This is a genomic window from bacterium (assembly GCA_026708055.1).
Lineage (GTDB): Bacteria > Actinomycetota > Acidimicrobiia > Acidimicrobiales > CATQHL01 > VXNF01.
The window spans coordinates 46,644-63,038 of sequence record JAPOVS010000027.1 but is presented as its reverse complement, the minus strand read 5'-3'; the positions used below and the strand labels follow the sequence as shown (position 1 = coordinate 63,038).

Sequence of the window (16,395 nt, the reverse complement as noted above, 5' to 3'; positions counted from 1 at the left end):
AATCCTCGGCAGTCGTCCGGGACACCACCGACCGGGCCGGCCGCGGCCTACCGTACGAACCGTGCACCTGCCGGTCATGCCGCCCGTGGCTCCGATGCTGGCGCGGGCCGCCGAGTCGCTCCCCGTCGCCGCAGCGGACGAGATGTGGTTCGAGCCCAAGTGGGACGGCTTCCGTGCCGTTGTGTTCCGCGACGGCGACGACCTGGCGATCGGCAGCCGCAACGAACGGCCTCTGACCCGCTACTTCCCCGAGCTGCTGGGCCCGCTGAGGGCGCGCCTGCCTCAGCGCTGCGTGTTGGACGGCGAACTGGTCATCGTGGGGCCCGGTGGCGGGCTGGACTTCGCCGCCCTCAGCGCTCGCATCCACCCGGCCGCGAGCCGGATCGCCCGGCTGGCGGCCGAGACGCCGGCGCGTTTCGTGGCCTTCGACATCCTGGCACTCGGCGATCGCGATCTCACCGGCCGACCGTTCAGCGAGCGCCGCCGAACCCTCGCCGATGTCGCAGCAGGGTTCGGCCCGCCGGTGCATCTGACACCCGCCACCACCGACCGTTCGCTCGCCACCGCCTGGTTCGAGCGGTTCGAGGGAGCCGGGCTGGACGGCGTCGTCGCCAAACCCGCCGGAGGCACCTACGAGTGCGGGAAGCGCGCCCAGTTCAAGATCAAGCACCGTCACACCGCCGACTGCGTGGTGGCCGGCTACCGCATGCACCGCAGCGGCGACGGGGTGGGTTCGCTGCTGCTGGGGTTGCACGACTCCCGGGAGGTCCTGCATTACGTGGGCGCGGCGTCGGGCTTCACGGCGGACGGGCGTGCCGAACTGGCCGGACTGCTGGCCGGGCATCGAATCGACGACGCGGTGACACATCCCTGGACGGTCGAGGGCGCCGAGGGGCGCCTGCCCGGTGCTCCGAACCGCTGGCGGTCGGGCGTCGACGCCTGGGTGCCATTGCTGGGCGCCCCCGTGGCGGAGGTGGCATACGACGCCGTCCTGGCGGGACGGTTCCGCCACAGCGCCCGACTACTGCGCTGGCACCCCGATCGGGTGCCCGAGAGTTGCAGCTATGCCCAGATCATCCGCAGCGCCCCGGTCGAACTGGCGGAGATCTTCGGGGCTGTCGATCCGGCGGAATGATGTCGGCAGCGTTGCGTGCGCGCCACGGCACGATCGTGCCGGTGAGGTTGCGCCGCCGCCGAGCGCCCAACGGCTAGACAGCACATAGTGCATACGGATCCCTTCGGCGGCGAAGTTCCCGCACGCGTGTACCGCCGGCGGAGGCTGTTGTTGCTCGGCGGGCTGATGCTCGCCATCGCCATCATCGTGGTGGCGGTCACCCGCATCGGCTCCGACGACGCCGCGGAGCCCAACGGGACCGGCAGCGGCACTGCGGAGACGACGATCGGTGCGCCGCCGGCCCCTGAGCCCTCGCCGGCCGGCGAGGCAGGACTCTCCGACCCTCCGATCGAGACGGTCCCGACGACCGAACCACCCACGACGACCGAACCGCCCACCACCACGACCACCACCGAACCGCCACCACCCGCCACCACGACGACCGAGCCGCCACCACCCACCACCACGACCACCACCGAACCGCCACCGCCCACCACCACGACCACCACCGAACCGCCACCACCGCCGCCGGTTGCGCTGCTCACCCCGACGGGCATCCCGGTCACGGTTCTTGAAGTGCTCGAGACCGGCTATCTCATACGCACGCCGTGCGGCAACACCGCCGAGATCGCCGGCGGCGAACGCATCGAGCCCGTGCAGGTCGTCCTGGATCCCGGCCACGGGGGACCCATCGAGACCGGCACGGTGGGCCCCAACGGTCTCGTCGAGCGCGATCTGAATCTGACGCTCACCGATGCCGTGCTCGCCGAACTCGCCGAACGCGGCATCGCCGCCGCCACGACCCGGACGAGCGACTACATGGTCCGCCTCAGGGTCCGCGTCGAGTTCGCCGACGCCTTGGAGCCTGCCGCGGTCGTGTCGATCCATCACAACGGCCCAACCTGGGACCTGGGGGACGCGCCGGGGACCGAGGTGTACGTGCAGTCCCAGTCCGCCAGCGAGATGCGCCCCGAGTCGGCCCGTCTCGGCGGCCTGCTGTACGAGGAGATCACCGAGGCCCTCAGCACCTTCGAGGACGTCGAGTGGAGCGGCCTCCCCAACGCCGGTGTCAAGCGCGTGCTGCTCCCCGACGGGATCGACACGTACGCGCTCATACGGGGTCCCGTGATGCCGTCGGCGCTGGTGGAGTACGGCTATCTCACGAACGCCTCGGAGGCCGAACTCTTCGCCACCGAGGAGTACATCACCGTCGCCGCCGGTGCGACGGCCGACGCCATCGAAGCGTTCCTGGAGACCGACCGGCCGGGGAGCGGGTTCATCGAGGAACCCCGCATCTACGACCCGCCCGCCATCGACATCGAGTGCATCGATCCGCCGCTGGAGCCCGAGCCCGGCGACCCCGTCGATGAGACGGCGGAGGGCGCCGGAACGGAGCAACCGGAGGGCACCGACGAGGAGACCGGCGCGGAGTCGAGCGAACCCGACGACGATCCGGCAGCGGAGACGGGCGGCGAGCCCGCTGATCCCGACGCCGCTGAGGTCGAGTCAGGCGAGTAGCCCGGCGCCGCCGCACCGGGGGTGCTACGAGCGGCGTGGGTGGTGCGGGGGCCAGGGGGCGTCGGCGGTGCCCTGCGCAGCCTCCTGGCGGGCCAGCGCCAGCAGCGGCGCCAGCGAGCCGGCGCCGTCCTCCAACCCCGCCTCCACGTCGCCCGCGGTGCGCCAGCGATCGGGCATCATGGCGAGCGTGAAGTCGCCGGGCTCGGCGCCGGCCACCTCCTCCCAGCGCAGCGGTGCTGCCACCCGGCCGTCCGGGCCGGGACGCACCGAATACGCCGAGGCCAGCGTGCGGTCGCGGGCGTTCTGGTTGTAGTCCACGAACACGCGCCGTCCCCGATCCTTCTTCGACCAGGCGCTGGTGATGAGATCGGGCCGGCGCCGTTCGGCGGCCCGGGCCAGCGCCAGAGCGGCGTCCCGCACCTCGCTGAAGCCGGCCACCGGCACGATGCGCACCACGATGTGGATGCCCCGGCCGCCCGAGGTCCGGGGCCAGCCTGCCAGGCCGAACTCATCCAGCAGTTCCCGCAGCAGGAAGGCCGCCCGCCGCACCGCCTCGAAATCCAGGTCGGGCGCCGGGTCCAAGTCGACGCGCAACTCGTCGGGGCGGTGCGGCTCGAAACGGCGCACCGCCCAGGGATGCAACTCCAAACACCCCAGGTTCACCGCCCAGACGATGTGCGCCAGGTCGGCGGGGCACAACTCGGTGGCGGTCCGTCCCGACGGGAACGCCACGACAGCCGTCTCGAGCCAGTCCGGGCGTCGCTCCGGCACGCGCTTCTGGTAGAAGCTCTTTCCCCCGGCGCCGTCGGGGAAGCGATGCATCACCGTCGGCCGGCACCAGACCCCCCGCAGCGCCCCCGGGCCGACAGTCAGGTAGTGCCGGACGAGGTCCAGCTTGGTCTCCCCGCGAGCGGGAAAGAAGACCTTCCCCGGGTTGGAGATGCGCACCTGGCGCCCGTCCACCTCAATGGTCGTGAAGTCGCCAGCCACCGTGGCAGCCCTTGGGGTTCGCTCAGCCGCCGGAGCGGCGCCCCGCCGCCAGCGCCGCGGCCTGCGACGCCAGGCGCTCGGCGTCGACGCGCCCGCAGAACTCCGCGAAACCGGGGCGGGGCCCGACCCAGGCCAGGGAATCCACCGCCCCGCCGGCACCTGCCGGGGCGCTGTCCAGGACCCCGGGCACGTCGGTCACGAGCGTGGCCAGGCGCCGGTACAGGTATGCCTCGTCTCGCCCCGCCGCCAGCCGGGCGGCCAGAGTGACCGCGCCACGCACCGCCACGTCCCACTGGCCCGAGGAGTCGGGGATGTTCTCGATATGGCCGTAGCGGGCCAGCACCGCCGCGGCCGACTTCGCCCCCCAGCCCGCCAGACCGGGGAATCCGTCGGCGCTGTCACCCACCAGCGCCAGGTAGTCGGGGATCGAGGCGGGCGGGACGCCGAAGCGCGCCACGACACCGGCCCGATCACTGATGCGGCCACCCCGGCGATCGAACTGCACCACCCGACCGTCGTTGCTCACGCACTGCGCCAGGTCCTTGTCGGGTGTGCAGATCATGATCCGTTCCACGGCGGGATCCGTTGCCGCCCGGGCCGCAGCCGTCGCCAGCGCGTCGTCGGCCTCGTAGTCGGTCATCGCCCAGACGGTGAAGCCGGCGGCGTCGGCCAACTCTTCCAGCAGCGGGAACTGCGCCAGCAGGTCCGCATCGACACCCTCGCCGCTCTTGTAGCCCGGATACATCTCGTTGCGGAACGACGGGATCACATGATCGGTGGCGACGCCCACGTGGCTGGCGCCGTCGGCCACCAGGCGCAGCAGACCGCTCACCGCCGCCCGGGCGGCGGCCACCTCCCGGCCATCAGCGGTGCGGTGCGACGGGCGGGCGAAGAACTGCCGGAACAGTTCGTAGGTTCCGTCGACCAGGTGAACCTGCATCGATCCGCCCCGGTGCCGCCGTCGCCCCCGCGCCTAGGGCTGGACCAGCTCGATCAGCGTGCCGAAGGATCCCTTCGGATGCACGAAGGCGATCGTCGTGCCACGCGAGCCGGGCCGGGGCTGCGAGTCCAGTGGAGTGGCGCCGGCGGCGACCATGGCGGCCAGCGCCGTCGCGCAGTCCGCCACCCGGTAGCCGACGTGGTGCAACCCTTCGCCGCGGCGTTCGAGGAACCGCGCCACCGGCGAGTCCGGCCTCGTCGGCGAGATGAGTTGGATGTAGGAGTCGGCCACGGCGAGCAGAGCCTCCTCCACGCCGTCGCGCTCGACGGTCTCCCGGTGCGCCACGCTGGCGCCGAATGCCCGGCGGTGGTAGTCCACAGCGGCCTCGAGATCTCGCACGGCGATGGCCACGTGGTCGATCTCGGTGAGCAGCACGGCCCCATGATGCCCGGCCCGGCGCCGCCGCCCAACGCGCCGGGGCCGCGGCGGCGCGGCACCGCTAGCGTGTCCGGAAGAGTTCCAGCCCGTCGCGACGGAGGCCGAGATGAGTCCAACGTTGATCCTGGGGGGCGCCCGGACGCCGATCGGTCGGTTCTCCGGCGCGCTCTCGTCCTTCTCCGCCACCGACCTCGGCGGGCTCGCCATCAGCGCCGCCCTCGAGGCCACCGGCGTCCCCGCCGCCGAAGTGGACTACGTGTTCATGGGGCAGGTGCTGCTGGCCGGCGAGGGCCAAGCCCCCGCCCGCGCTGCCGCCACCAAAGCAGGTGTTCCCCTCACGGCACCCGCCGCCACAGTGAACAAGGTCTGCCTGTCGGGGCTCAACGCCGTCTACCTCGCCGGGCGGATGATCGCCGACGGCGACGCCGACGTTGTGGTGGCCGGCGGCATGGAGTCGATGAGCGGGGCCCCCTACCTGCTGCCCGGCGCCCGCGCCGGCCTGCGGGCAGGAGATGCCACCCTCGTGGACTCGATGATGTACGACGGTCTGACCTGTGCCATCGAAGGCCGGTCCATGGGCCTCAGCACCGAGCACCACCTCGCCTCCATCGGGGGCATCAGCCGCGACTCGCAGGACGCCTTCGCGGCCGCCTCGCACGAGCGGGCGGCACGCGCCACCAAGGACGGGCTCCTCGACAGCGAGATCGCCGCCGTCGAGGTACCTCAGCGGCGCGGCGACTCCACCGTCGTGGCACACGACGAGGGCATCCGCCCCGACACCAGTGCCGAGTCGCTGGCCCGGCTGCGCCCCGCTTTCGATCCGGAGGGAACGGTGACACCCGGCAACGCCTCGCAGATCTCCGACGGCGCCTCGGCATTGGTGCTGGCCTCGGCCACCGCCGCCGAGCGGCTCGGCGCCACGCCGCTCGCCGAAGTCGTCTCCTACGGCCAGGTGGCCGGCCCGGACACGTCGCTGCTGACCCAGCCGGCGACGGCCATCGGAAAGGCCCTCGAACGGAACGGTGCCGAACTCGGTGACATCGACCTGTTCGAGATCAACGAGGCGTTCGCCGCCGTGGTCCTGGCCAGCATGGCCGCCCTCGGCGTGCCGCACGAGGTGGTGAACGTGAACGGCGGTGCGGTCGCCCTGGGGCACCCGATCGGCGCCTCCGGCAACCGCGTCCTGCTGACCCTGCTGCACGAACTGCGCCGGCAGGGCGGGGGTCTGGGCGCCGCCGCCCTCTGCGGCGGCGGCGGACAGGGCGACGCTGCCCTGGTGAGGGTTCCCGCCGCCTCTTAGCGGAGACGTTACGGACGTAACATTTCAGGCGTCCGTCTGAACAGCGGAAACAGCACAGGCTCGGGAGTCCTTGACATTTCCGCGTGAAGTCTGTAACATATGCCTCGTGGTTCTCATCGGGGTTTGCACGATCTTCCCCTCCCCCGGTGCGACGGTCGGGGCGCTGCCTCGTCGGGCTGCAACGTAGCCCGCGCCCAGCAGCCCTCGAGGAGCGCCTCGACCGTATTCTCCAGCCGGAAGTCCCGCCGGCCGGTCTCAGTCCCGCAGGATGTCCCGCCGACCGGCGAGTGCCCGGCCCAGAGTCAGTTCGTCGGCGTATTCCAGGTCGCCGCCGACGGGAAGCCCGCTCGCCAGGCGGGTGACGCTGACACCGAGCGGCGCCAGCACGCTGGCGACGTACATGGCTGTGGCCTCCCCCTCCAGGTTGGGATTGGTGCCGACAATCACCTCGGTGACGGGTTCGTCGCCGACGCGCTGCAGGAGTTCGGCCATCCGCAACTGGTCGGGGCCGACGCCTTCCATGGGGTTGATGGCCCCGTGCAACACGTGGTAGCGGCCCTTGAACTCACCGGTCCGTTCGAACGCCACGACGTCGCGAGGATCCTCGACGACGCAGATCAGGGACTCCTCGCGCCGCGGATCGCTACAGATGTCACACAGGTCGGCGACGGCCAGGTTGCAGCACCGCCCGCAGAACCGCACGCTGCGCTTCGCCTCGTCGATCGCCGCCGACAATTCCTCGACATCGCCGGCCGGCGCCTTCAGCAGGTGGAAGGCGATGCGCTGAGCCGACTTCGGACCGATCCCGGGCAGCCGCCCGAGCTGATCGATCAACTCCTGTATCGGAGCGGTGTAGCCACCGGTGGCCACGGAGCGTCCGCCTAGGGAGCTTCGAGCTCGACGAGCCTCGAGCCGGGAAAGGCCTGCTGCACCTGCGCCACCCCGCTGTCGTCCCGGTCGCTCGGGCGCGCCTTGGGCAATGCCGTGGTCGCCTGGACCTCGCCCAGATGCGGCGAACTCGTCGCCGAGGCGCCCGCCGAGTTTGACGGAGGATCCGGCGTGCTGTGATCGTCGAGCACGAACTGCACGGTCACGGCACGGTCGAAGCAGCGGCCGAACTCCGCCTCGACCGCCGAGTGGAACGTCTCGCACCGCTCAAGGGACCCGGGGGTGGGGAACGCCAGCCGGAGGGCCCCTGAAGCGTTCGGTAGAAAGCGTCCGGTGGAGAGGCGCGCGCCGGCGCTCTTGGGCAACGAGGACAGGGTCCGCAGCGATGGGAGGATCTCCTCCACCCACGCCAGTACCGCCTCGTCGCGTTGCGGAGGCGGCTCGGTCGTGGCCGCCGGGGTCGCGGCCGGTTCCTCCGCGCCTGCGGGCGCACTCGTCGAGTCGCCTCCCCGCGGCGAGATCGACTGCTCGGCGGCTCGGGGGGCAGCGGGCCGTGCGGCCGGCACGGACCCGGTAGGGGACTCGGTCGACCGTGGTTCGCCACCCGCGCCGGGCTCTGGCGGCTTGGCCCGCGCCAGCGCCTCCCGCGCCCCCGCCGCGGCTCCGCCGCGAGGCGTCCCCTGTTCCTCGGATGCGTCTCCGGCCGGGCCCCGATGAGGTCGCGGTGCTGCGCTCGGCCTTGCGGGGCTGCCCACCGTGGCCGGCGCGGCACCCCCGCCGCTTGTCATGGCCGGCGCGGCACCCCCGCCGCTTGTCATGGCCGGCGCGACACCGCCGCCGCTCTCGAGGCGCTCCACCCGCTCAGCCAGGGACTGCAGCGTGAGACCGATGTCAGGATTGGTGAGCCGCACCAGTGCCAGATCCAGGTCGACCCGGGGATCGGGGGCCTCGCGCATCGCCACGAGCGCCTCACCGAGCAGTTCGAGCGCGAATGTCAGGGCGCGGGGTCGGAGCCGCCCGGCCAGGTCTTCCGCGGCGGTCCTCTCCGCGGCGGGCAGGTGCTCCAGCGGCGCCTTCACCGAAGCCAGGAAGGCATTGCGCAGCCGGCCGAGCAGAGCCTCGCCGAGGATGCGCGGCTCCCGCCCGGCTCGGGCGGCGGCATCGGCGGCACTCAGGGCCGCGCCGACATCCGCGCTCGCCACGGCGTCCAGCACGGCTGTCACCGCGTCGGCGCCGTCGGGAGCCCGGCCCGCAGCCGCTACGGCGTCGAGCGCCGACAGGGTGTCCCGCGCCGACCCGCCGCCGGCGGTCAGCACGTAGGCCACATCGGCGTCGGACACCGTCAAGCCGGCGTCGGCAGCCACCGCCCGGACATGGCTCTCCAGCGCATCGGCGGCCAGCAGTTCGAAGTGCAGGTGCTGGGTGCGGCTGCGGATCGTCGGCGCCACCTTGTGCGGCTCGGTCGTGCAGAGCACGAACACCACGTGGGGGGGTGGTTCCTCGAGGGTCTTAAGCAGGGCGTTCTCGGCGCCCGGCGTGAGCATGTGCACCTCGTCGAGCACGTACACCTTGGCCCGGCCCGGCGTGCCGAGCGCCACCCTGCTGATGAGCTCGCGAACGTCGTCGACCTTGTTGTTGGAGGCGGCGTCCAGCTCGTGCAACTCGTAGGACGTGCCCGCGGCGATGGAGGCGCAAGACGGACAGGTGCCGCACGGCTCGCCGTCGGTGAGGTTCTCGCAATTGAGCGCCTTGGCCAGGATGCGGGCGGTGGATGTCTTCCCCGTGCCGCGCGGCCCGCTGAAGAGGTAGGCGTGCCCCACCCGGTCGGTACCGACCGCGTTGCGCAGCGCCGCCACGACGTGTTCCTGGCCGATGATCTCGCCGAATCGCGCCGGCCGGTAGCGCAGGTAGAGCGACTGATGCACCATCGGCGCCGAGCCTAGTGATCCCCTGGGACAGCCATCGTCGGGAGGAACGTACGGCGCCGCGCCGGTGCCGCCCTCGGATGTGGCGGCCAGGTGATCTGCGGCGCTCCGGGGTTCCCGCTGAGAGCTGCTGCCTCCCGGCCCTGACTCGGTTCACGGGTCCCGGTCGCACAGGACCCGGCCGCCACGTCCCAGGACAGTCGCCGGCTGCCACAGGGTACCCTTGTCCGACCTTCCGTGCTCCGGCACGGAGGCGACCGGGAGGGATGCGAGAGCGGACGAATCGGCACGCCTGGAGAGCGTGTGTGGTCTTTCGGCCACCGTGGGTTCGAATCCCACTCCCTCCGCTCCGGCGAGCCAGAGAGCGCGACCCCGCAGCGCCGGACTGCCGCCGTGCCCGCCGAGCAGCCGGGTCCGCGAGCGCCGGGAATGGACGGCACATGGATTCTGACCCCGAGACGGCTGCCATGAGGCTGGCGCTCGACGAGGCCGCCGCGGCGGCGACCCACGGCGACGTGCCGGTGGGTGCGGTGGTCCTGCTCGGCGGCGACGTGATCGCCCGGCGGCACAACGAGCGCGAGCTGCGGGGCGATCCCACGGCGCACGCCGAGGTGCTGGCGTTGCGCGACGCGGCGGCGGCCGTCGGCACCTGGCGCCTCGACGGGGCGACCCTGGTGGTCACCCTGGAGCCCTGCCCGATGTGCGCCGGGGCGGCGCTGGCGGCGCGGGTCGACCGCATTGTCTTCGGGGCCGCCGACCCGAAGGCCGGCACCTGCGGTTCGCTCTACAACCTGGCCGCCGACCCGCGCCTGAACCACGAGATGGACCTCGACGGCGGCCTGCTGGCCAGCGAGACCGCCCGGCTGCTGCGGGAGTTCTTCGCCGCCCGGCGCCGCTAGCTTGTCCGGCGGAGGGTTGCCAGAGCGGACGAATGGGGCGGCCTCGAAAGCCGTTGTGGCCTCCGGGTCACCGTGGGTTCGAATCCCACACCCTCCGCCCAAACCACAAGCTGCTGCAGTATGTATAATACGTACATGCCAAACAAGACGATAAGCGTGCCCGACGACGTCGTGCCGATCATCAACAGCCTCGGCGTCCCCTTCTCGAGGTGGGTGACCGAGCAGCTTCGCCGCCACTCGGCTCAGTCGACGACTACTTTCGCCCAACAGCTCGCGGCCGACGCCGCACTCACAGTCGGCGAACCATTGATCCAGAGGGACGCACTCGCAGCGGCCGAGCGGATGGAGCGGTCCGCGCCGTGGTAGCGCGCGGCGCGGTGTACTGGATCAACATCGACAAGCGTCGGCCGTGTGTCGTCGTGTCCTCTCACGACGTCCTCGAGGTCGAGGTTTGGCAGACCCATGTCGTGCCGCTGACCTCGAACCTCGACAGAGCCGGCCTCGCCGGCAACGTGCTGCTCAAGTCGGCGGCGACGGGTCTGCCCAAAGACTCCGTGGCGGTGCCGCTCGGGTTGGAGTTGATCGACCGGTCCTGGCTGACGGAATACTCGGGAAAGCTGCCTGGTGCCCTCATTGATGCCATCGACGACGGCCTCCGCGCTGTGCTCGGACTGTAGCCAGCACGCGGACCGGCGGTCGAGGCTGAACCAATCGCTCACGGGACGATCGTGAAGGTGCCTCCGTCCAGCGGGCGCATGACACTGAAGTGCTTGCGGTCCAGGGTCAGGACGGTGCGGGTCCGGTAGCGCTGAGCGAGCACCGCCAGGGAGGCGTCGGCGAGACCGACGCCCAGATCCCGGTACCGCTCCACCACCCGCCGCGCCGCCGCCACGTCGGGCGCGCCCATCCCCGCCAGTTCATAGGCGCCGCCCGACAGCTCCGCCAGCACAGCCAACTCGGCGTCGATGCCCTTGCGGGCGGCGACCAGATAGTCCACCTCGGCCAGGACATAGGGGGAGACCACCATGACGGGTTCGTGGGCGTCCACCCAGGCCGCCACCGCCTCGTGCTGTGCACCGGACTCGCTGAAGAAGGCGATGAGCCCGCTGGTGTCGGCGATGATCATCGGTCGCCGAAGCCCTCCAGGTAGTCGTCCGCCTGCTCGGCCCAAGCGCTGTCACCGGGGATGATCCCGCCATGTGGCTTGGGACGCGCTATCGCGTCCTGAATGGCCCGGCGGATCACCTCCGCCTCGGAGCACGAACGCTGCCGGGCCAGACGTTCCACTCCCTGCTTCAGCGCCTCCGGCAGATACACCGTCGTCTTGTTCATACCATATATGGTACCACCGCCAGCGACCCGTTCACGGAATAGCCGGCCAGACGGACGAGTCGATTATTCGATGCTGCCGAGGATGTCCACGACACGTCCGAGGGACTGCATCGCATCCGCGGATCTGGCCTCCACATCCCGGTCGAGTCGGCGGCGGACCCTCCCGTGCAGGTCCTGCCAGATCGCATTGAGGTCGCTGTCGTCGGCGTAACGCCGAAGGAACTCAATCCAGTCCCGAGCAGGAATCCCCGCCAGCGGCTTGCGGAGCACACCATCGATCCATTCGTCCATGATCCCGGTGCGTGCGATCCGGCCGAAGTTCCCGCCTCTGTCGTACGCAGGCTTGTCGGATGTGTTCTCACGGCCCTTGTACGGAAACACGCCCTCCGGGCTCGCTATCGACGTGTCCGCCGCCGTCTTACGGAGATGTTGCCACCAATGGTTCCGGTGCTCCGCGGCGTATCTCGCGGACCAGACGCCGGGAGTGTCCACGAGCGGCGTCCCGGCAAGAACGTTCGACAAGTGCCACGGGACAACCGCGAGGAGATCCAAATCGGTGCATGCGTCCGGTGTCACCGTGTAACGAAAGCTGGGCTCCCGTTCCTTGGCGAGCACGTACCAGCCTTTGAGTTCGACGCCCATCGCGACTTCGTATCCCGCCGTGCCGGTCGCCTTCCGGAGCAGCACGTCCGGGAATGTCTGCGCCTGCCTCTCGAACGCGTAGAGAGGCCAGTCGTCCCCCGGATCCCACACGTCGCGCATCCGGTTCAGCGTCTGGACGACCTGCACTTCAATCGTGGCCCCGAGCACCGTGTTCAACGCGAACAGGTCAGTAGCGGCTACACCCTCAATGTTGGTGTGCGAGTCGAAGTATCCGGGTAGGGCCAGGACAGCCTCCCGCACGCGTTCCATCAAGCGAGTACGGCGATCGTCGCGATCCAGCGCGGGCGGAGCAGGAAACTCGGGAGTGGATGTCACAGGACTCGATGTGCGATCAAGCGACCGTCGAGACGAGACCTGCCTGGAGGCGCTGCTCCGCGAGGTCGGCGAAGTGCTCCACGGTCTCCGCGGCGTACCCGATACGCCCAAGCTCAACGGCCGCCGCCGCCGCCGTGCAGAGTCCTCCGAAGGGTTCCCAGACAACGTCGCCCGGATCGCTCGAGGCCGCGACGATCCGCCTCATGAACTCCAGCGGTTTCTGGTTCAGGTGGACGGCCGCATTGCGCCCCGGACGGTACACGCGCGGCGCCGACCGCAGGCCGTTGCCCTTGTAGCGCTCGTGTCCGTTGAGGGGCGGCGCCGACCACACGTTGGTGAGACCGTGCGCGTGGTTCCAGCAGCCGCGCAGCGCCGCCCACTCGGCGGCAGTCACCCCTGTGACGCCGTCGAGGGAGAAATAGGGGGCACCCCCCGGATCCCCGTGCAGGTTGGCGTAGCTGACGAGCCGCTCCATCATCTCCGGCGGCGGGAAGTACCACAGCCAGTCCTGCGTCAGATACTTGCGGGTGGCCGCATTCGCCACGCCGCAGGCCTCGTTCGCGGCGCTGAGCGACAGGCCCGACCGCTGCCACTCGTAGCGCAGCCACTGCTTCGCCGTCATCACGCCGTCCGGCGTGGAGAACTCCAACCGGCGGCGGTAGAGCGCGCACAGTTCCGTCACCACAGGGAAACGGCGGATCGTCTCCCCGTTCACGTTTCCGGCGATGTGACCGAGACCCTTGTCCCACACAATCGACTGGACATACGCCCAGCCGTGATCCGACAGGAGCGGGTGAACCGTCGCCCAGCCCACCTCGGTGTTCCAGAACCACAGCGTCGTCGCGGGATGCGCGTGCTTCGACCACGCCTCGACGTGCGGCTCGTACCACTCGCCGAGTCCGTCAGGGGTGCGCGGGTCGCCCGGAAAACCGCCAACCCCGTACGCGCCGTCGGAAACGATCACCGTCGGTGTCGGCCAGCCGCCGTAGGCGGCCAGGGCGTCACCGCGAAACAGCGTCCACTCGTCCGCCGTGCAATCCCCGCTCGCAGCCACACGCCCTCCTCATCGACTCCAGTTCACAGACTACGCGACCGGTACGACACGCCTCGGAATATCCGACCGCGGCGAAGGGGCGCCTGTGCCGCCACGCCGAGCTGCGAGACCGGCGACGGCGCCGGGCCGCTCAGTACATGATCGTGCGGGTGAGGTGGTGGGGCCAGAAGGTGGCGTGGTAGCTCTTCCAGAGGCGGAGGTCGACTTGCGGCACCACCAGGGCCGACTCAGCGGGGCGAAGGCGGTTGATGGCGTCGGTCAGCAGGGCCGTGGCGTAGAGAGTGTGGGCTCGGATCTCCACCTCCTCGCCGCTGTCGCGGGGGATGTGGTCGCCGCGGTTTATGGCCGCCTCCAACTCCGGGGAGTACGAGGTGATGCCCATGAGCCGCAGCGCGACCGGCACGATGTAGTCGGCGAAGGCCGTCATGCGGTCCAGGTCGGAGACGGCGAACGCGCCCGTGGCGGCCAGGGACATGTGCAACTGCCAGAGCCAGAGCTGCGCCAGCTTGTGGAGCTGCACCTCGCGGCCGTCATGGGTGCTGACGTCGTTGAAGCGTGGGAACTCCACCACCAGCCGCTCCATGAGACCGTCGCCGCCCGCGTACATCGCCGGGGCGCAGTCGGCCACGAAGCGGTGCGCGGCGCCGCCGTAGTGCTCGCTGAGCGTGCGGCCGGCCTCGTTGAGGATCTCGACACGCTCATCGATCATGGGGATCTCGATGTTGCCGCTGAACACGCCGGCGAGGTCGTCGCGGCCTACTTCGGCGAGGAAGCCGCCATCGGTCAGCGGCACGCCCCCCGCCAGCGCCCGGTTCACGCAGGCGAACATGGCCTCGCTGTCAGACCACTCGCGGCCCCGGTAGTTAGTGGCGAACTTCACGCCGGTGTCGAAGTCGCTGAAGGCGAAGTTCAGCACCGCGTAGAAGAACGACACGTCGATGATCTCCGCCGGATCGGTCCGGCCGCTGAAGGCGGCGTCCATCGAGCCCGACGGGAAGGTGAACTCCTCGTAGGCCATCCAGGACGCCACACTCCCGACGGCCTCGACCGAGGTGCTCACGTGGCGGGAGCGCCCGACCACGCCGACGACGGACTGCAGGACGGGGGAGGACCACACCTCCGAATCGTGCATGGGCTGCTCCTACTGCTCTGGATCGTCACGTCGTCGCGCCGGGGCGCCGCTGGCAGACTATGGCGACCGCCGAAGGGCCGCTCCCCCCGCAGGCGGCGACTCGGACGACGACAAGCAGCGAGGAGGCACATCCCCATGGTCCGACACACCGCATACGAGCCCGGCACGCCCTCGTGGGCCGACGTGACCAGCCCCGACCCCGACGCCGCCCGCGCCTTCTACGGCGCGCTGTTCGGATGGACGGGCGAGCCGGCCACCGAACCCGAGGCGCGCGGCTACACGGTCATGATGCTGGGTGACGCCGCCGCTGCCGGTCTGGCCCCGACGTTCGGGGAGATGCCGGCCGTCTGGAGCACGTACGTGACCGTCGCCGACGCCGACGCTGCCCTTGAAGCGGCGGTCGCAGCCGGGGGCAAGGTGCTGATGGGCGCCATGGACGTGCTCGACGTGGGCCGCATGGCCGTCATCGCCGATCCCACTGGCGCCGCGCTGTCGCTGTGGCAGCCCAACAGCCACATCGGCGCCGAGGTGCGGATGGAGCCGAACTCCCTGTGCTGGGTGGAGTTGAACACCCGCGACCCCGACTCGGCGGTCTCCTTCTACGGCGAGCTATTCGGTTGGGAGGCGCAGCAGGTGGGCGGCCCGGCCGAAGAGGGCGGACCCGGATTCGACTACGTCATGCTGCAGCTCGGCGAGGCGCCCGTCGGGGGCATCATCACGATGGACGAGAACTGGCCGGCCGAGGTGCCCCCGCACTGGATGGTGTACTTCGCCGTGGAGGACTGCGACACCGCCGCGGCGCGGGTGGCCGAGCTGGGAGGCGAGGTCTGCGTGCCGCCCACCGACATCCCCCCGGGCCGGTTCGCCGTCGTGAACGACTCGACCGGTGCGACCTTCACGATCATCGCCCTGAACCCCGAGCTGTTCGGGTAGCGCCGTGGCACCGCAGTCGGGCGCCGCGGCGCCGCGGATCATGATCGTGGGCAGCACCATGATGGATCTGATGGCCTACACCGACCGGGTCCCCGAGGCGGGCGAGACGGTCCTGGGCTCGTCGTTCCAGGTCGGCTTCGGGGGCAAAGGCGCCAACCAGGCGATCATGGCCCGCCTCCTGGGGGCCGAGGTGTCGATGGTGTGCTGCGTGGGCACCGACGGCTACGGCGCCGAGACGCTCCAGAACTTCGCCGACCGCGGCATCGACACCACATGGGCGCGCCGCGTGCCGGGCGCCAGCGGCGTGGCGCCCATCTGGGTGGAGGCCGACGGCCAGAACCGCATCATCATCCTGCCCGGCGCCAACCTGGCTATGGACGCAGACGTGGCCGTTGCCGCCGTCAACGACGGGCAGGCGCCGGCCGTGGTGGCCGGACAGTTCGAGGTGCCGCAGGCGGCCACGGCCGCGGCCTTCGCAGCCGCCCGGCGGCGGGGCGCGCTGACGGTGCTGAACCCCGCCCCGGCGGCCTCGCTGGCGCCCGCACTGGCCGCGGCCTCGGACTGGATGATCCCCAACGAGGTGGAACTGGCGGCCCTCGCCGGCGAGCCCCCCGGCGACGATTTGCCCGGCGACGATCTCCTGCGGTCAGTCGCCGACAGGGTGGGCTGCCGCCTGCTGGTGACCCTCGGAGAAGCCGGCTCGGCGCTGGTGGGCACCGACGGGTCCGTCCACCGCGCGCCCGCTCCGACTGTCGACGCCATCGACACCACCGGCGCCGGCGACGCCTTCGTCGGCGGCTTCGTCTGGGCCCTGGCCGGCGGCCGCAACGAGATCGACGCCATCGGTATCGCCACCACGGTCGCCGCCGACAGCGTCACCCGCCCCGGCACCCAACTCTCCTTCGCCACGACCGCGGAGTACGAACGCCTCCTGGCAGATCTCTGAGTTGCCCG

At 70.9% G+C, this 16,395-nt stretch carries 18 protein-coding genes, 2 tRNA genes and 1 other RNA gene; 10 read left to right on the top strand and 11 right to left on the bottom strand.

Going from position 1 to position 16,395, the window contains the following annotated elements; genetic code table 11:
- The first annotated feature begins 61 nt into the window (after nt 1–61).
- Nucleotides 62–1,135 (top strand): ATP-dependent DNA ligase, encoded by a 1,074-nt coding sequence (locus tag OXG55_05675; protein MCY4102740.1) that lies wholly within the window; start codon nt 62–64, stop codon nt 1,133–1,135.
- 87 nt (nt 1,136–1,222) lie between these two features.
- Complete coding sequence (locus OXG55_05670; GenBank protein ID MCY4102739.1) at nt 1,223–2,632, top strand: N-acetylmuramoyl-L-alanine amidase; 1,410 nt, start codon at nt 1,223–1,225, stop codon at nt 2,630–2,632.
- Between the two features lie 24 nt (nt 2,633–2,656).
- Here the strand turns inward: OXG55_05670 and ligD are convergent, their stop codons facing one another.
- The 3 genes from ligD to mce are packed head-to-tail and all read right to left on the bottom strand — an operon-like array spanning nt 2,657 to nt 4,997.
- Nucleotides 2,657–3,622, bottom strand: coding sequence for a non-homologous end-joining DNA ligase (gene ligD, locus OXG55_05665; protein MCY4102738.1), 966 nt, complete (start codon nt 3,620–3,622; stop codon nt 2,657–2,659).
- Nucleotides 3,623–3,644: 22 nt separating this feature from the next.
- Entirely contained in the window at nt 3,645–4,562 is a 918-nt protein-coding gene (locus OXG55_05660; GenBank protein ID MCY4102737.1) for a flap endonuclease, read from the bottom strand.
- A gap of 33 nt (nt 4,563–4,595) precedes the next feature.
- Nucleotides 4,596–4,997 (bottom strand): methylmalonyl-CoA epimerase, encoded by a 402-nt coding sequence (mce, locus tag OXG55_05655; GenBank protein MCY4102736.1) that lies wholly within the window; start codon nt 4,995–4,997, stop codon nt 4,596–4,598.
- 109 nt (nt 4,998–5,106) lie between these two features.
- On the opposite strand from mce, the gene OXG55_05650 reads away from it, so the two are divergent.
- The gene (locus OXG55_05650) at nt 5,107–6,300 is read left to right on the top strand and encodes an acetyl-CoA C-acyltransferase (protein ID MCY4102735.1); all 1,194 of its coding nucleotides are present in this window, start codon (nt 5,107–5,109) and stop codon (nt 6,298–6,300) included.
- Nucleotides 6,301–6,555: 255 nt separating this feature from the next.
- Here OXG55_05650 and recR read toward each other — a convergent pair whose 3' ends face one another.
- From recR to ffs, 3 genes are all read right to left on the bottom strand, one after another.
- The gene (gene recR, locus OXG55_05645; protein ID MCY4102734.1) at nt 6,556–7,170 is read right to left on the bottom strand and encodes a recombination mediator RecR; all 615 of its coding nucleotides are present in this window, start codon (nt 7,168–7,170) and stop codon (nt 6,556–6,558) included.
- Nucleotides 7,171–7,181: 11 nt separating this feature from the next.
- Nucleotides 7,182–9,116: a DNA polymerase III subunit gamma/tau gene (gene dnaX / locus OXG55_05640; GenBank protein ID MCY4102733.1), complete on the bottom strand. Its 1,935-nt coding sequence runs from the start codon at nt 9,114–9,116 to the stop codon at nt 7,182–7,184.
- Between the two features lie 81 nt (nt 9,117–9,197).
- Nucleotides 9,198–9,296, bottom strand: an RNA gene (ffs, locus tag OXG55_05635) — signal recognition particle sRNA small type.
- 77 nt (nt 9,297–9,373) lie between these two features.
- Between ffs and OXG55_05630 the strand changes: the two genes are divergently transcribed.
- The 5 genes from OXG55_05630 (at nt 9,374) to OXG55_05610 (ending at nt 10,689) form a co-directional block, all read left to right on the top strand.
- Nucleotides 9,374–9,460, top strand: a tRNA-Ser gene (locus OXG55_05630).
- Nucleotides 9,461–9,580: 120 nt separating this feature from the next.
- Nucleotides 9,581–10,012 (top strand): nucleoside deaminase, encoded by a 432-nt coding sequence (locus tag OXG55_05625; GenBank protein MCY4102732.1) that lies wholly within the window; start codon nt 9,581–9,583, stop codon nt 10,010–10,012.
- 10 nt (nt 10,013–10,022) lie between these two features.
- Nucleotides 10,023–10,109, top strand: a tRNA-Ser gene (locus OXG55_05620).
- Nucleotides 10,110–10,147: 38 nt separating this feature from the next.
- Nucleotides 10,148–10,378: a hypothetical protein gene (locus tag OXG55_05615; protein ID MCY4102731.1), complete on the top strand. Its 231-nt coding sequence runs from the start codon at nt 10,148–10,150 to the stop codon at nt 10,376–10,378.
- On the top strand, nt 10,372–10,689 hold the full coding sequence (locus OXG55_05610) for a type II toxin-antitoxin system PemK/MazF family toxin (GenBank protein ID MCY4102730.1): 318 nt from the start codon (nt 10,372–10,374) through the stop codon (nt 10,687–10,689). Before OXG55_05615 ends, OXG55_05610 begins: the two co-directional genes overlap by 7 nt.
- A 38-nt stretch (nt 10,690–10,727) precedes the next feature.
- Here OXG55_05610 and OXG55_05605 read toward each other — a convergent pair whose 3' ends face one another.
- The 5 genes from OXG55_05605 to OXG55_05585 form a co-directional block, all read right to left on the bottom strand.
- Nucleotides 10,728–11,138 (bottom strand): PIN domain-containing protein, encoded by a 411-nt coding sequence (locus tag OXG55_05605; protein MCY4102729.1) that lies wholly within the window; start codon nt 11,136–11,138, stop codon nt 10,728–10,730.
- A complete protein-coding gene (locus OXG55_05600; GenBank protein ID MCY4102728.1) occupies nt 11,135–11,344 on the bottom strand; it encodes a ribbon-helix-helix domain-containing protein in 210 nt (69 codons plus the stop codon). The genes OXG55_05605 and OXG55_05600 overlap by 4 nt, the downstream gene beginning before the upstream one ends.
- 63 nt (nt 11,345–11,407) lie before the next feature.
- Nucleotides 11,408–12,256, bottom strand: a complete 849-nt coding sequence (locus OXG55_05595) for a hypothetical protein (GenBank protein ID MCY4102727.1) — start codon at nt 12,254–12,256, stop codon at nt 11,408–11,410.
- A gap of 82 nt (nt 12,257–12,338) precedes the next feature.
- Nucleotides 12,339–13,376, bottom strand: coding sequence for a DNA methyltransferase (locus OXG55_05590; GenBank protein MCY4102726.1), 1,038 nt, complete (start codon nt 13,374–13,376; stop codon nt 12,339–12,341).
- A 130-nt stretch (nt 13,377–13,506) separates the two neighbouring features.
- A complete protein-coding gene (locus OXG55_05585) occupies nt 13,507–14,508 on the bottom strand; it encodes a hypothetical protein (protein ID MCY4102725.1) in 1,002 nt (333 codons plus the stop codon).
- Nucleotides 14,509–14,643: 135 nt separating this feature from the next.
- Between OXG55_05585 and OXG55_05580 the strand changes: the two genes are divergently transcribed.
- Both OXG55_05580 and OXG55_05575 read left to right on the top strand, forming a co-directional pair.
- On the top strand, nt 14,644–15,441 hold the full coding sequence (locus OXG55_05580) for a VOC family protein (protein ID MCY4102724.1): 798 nt from the start codon (nt 14,644–14,646) through the stop codon (nt 15,439–15,441).
- A gap of 4 nt (nt 15,442–15,445) precedes the next feature.
- Nucleotides 15,446–16,387 carry a ribokinase gene (locus tag OXG55_05575; GenBank protein MCY4102723.1) on the top strand — a complete coding sequence of 314 codons (942 nt, stop codon included), beginning with the start codon at nt 15,446–15,448 and terminating at the stop codon, nt 16,385–16,387.
- Nucleotides 16,388–16,395 lie beyond the last annotated feature (8 nt).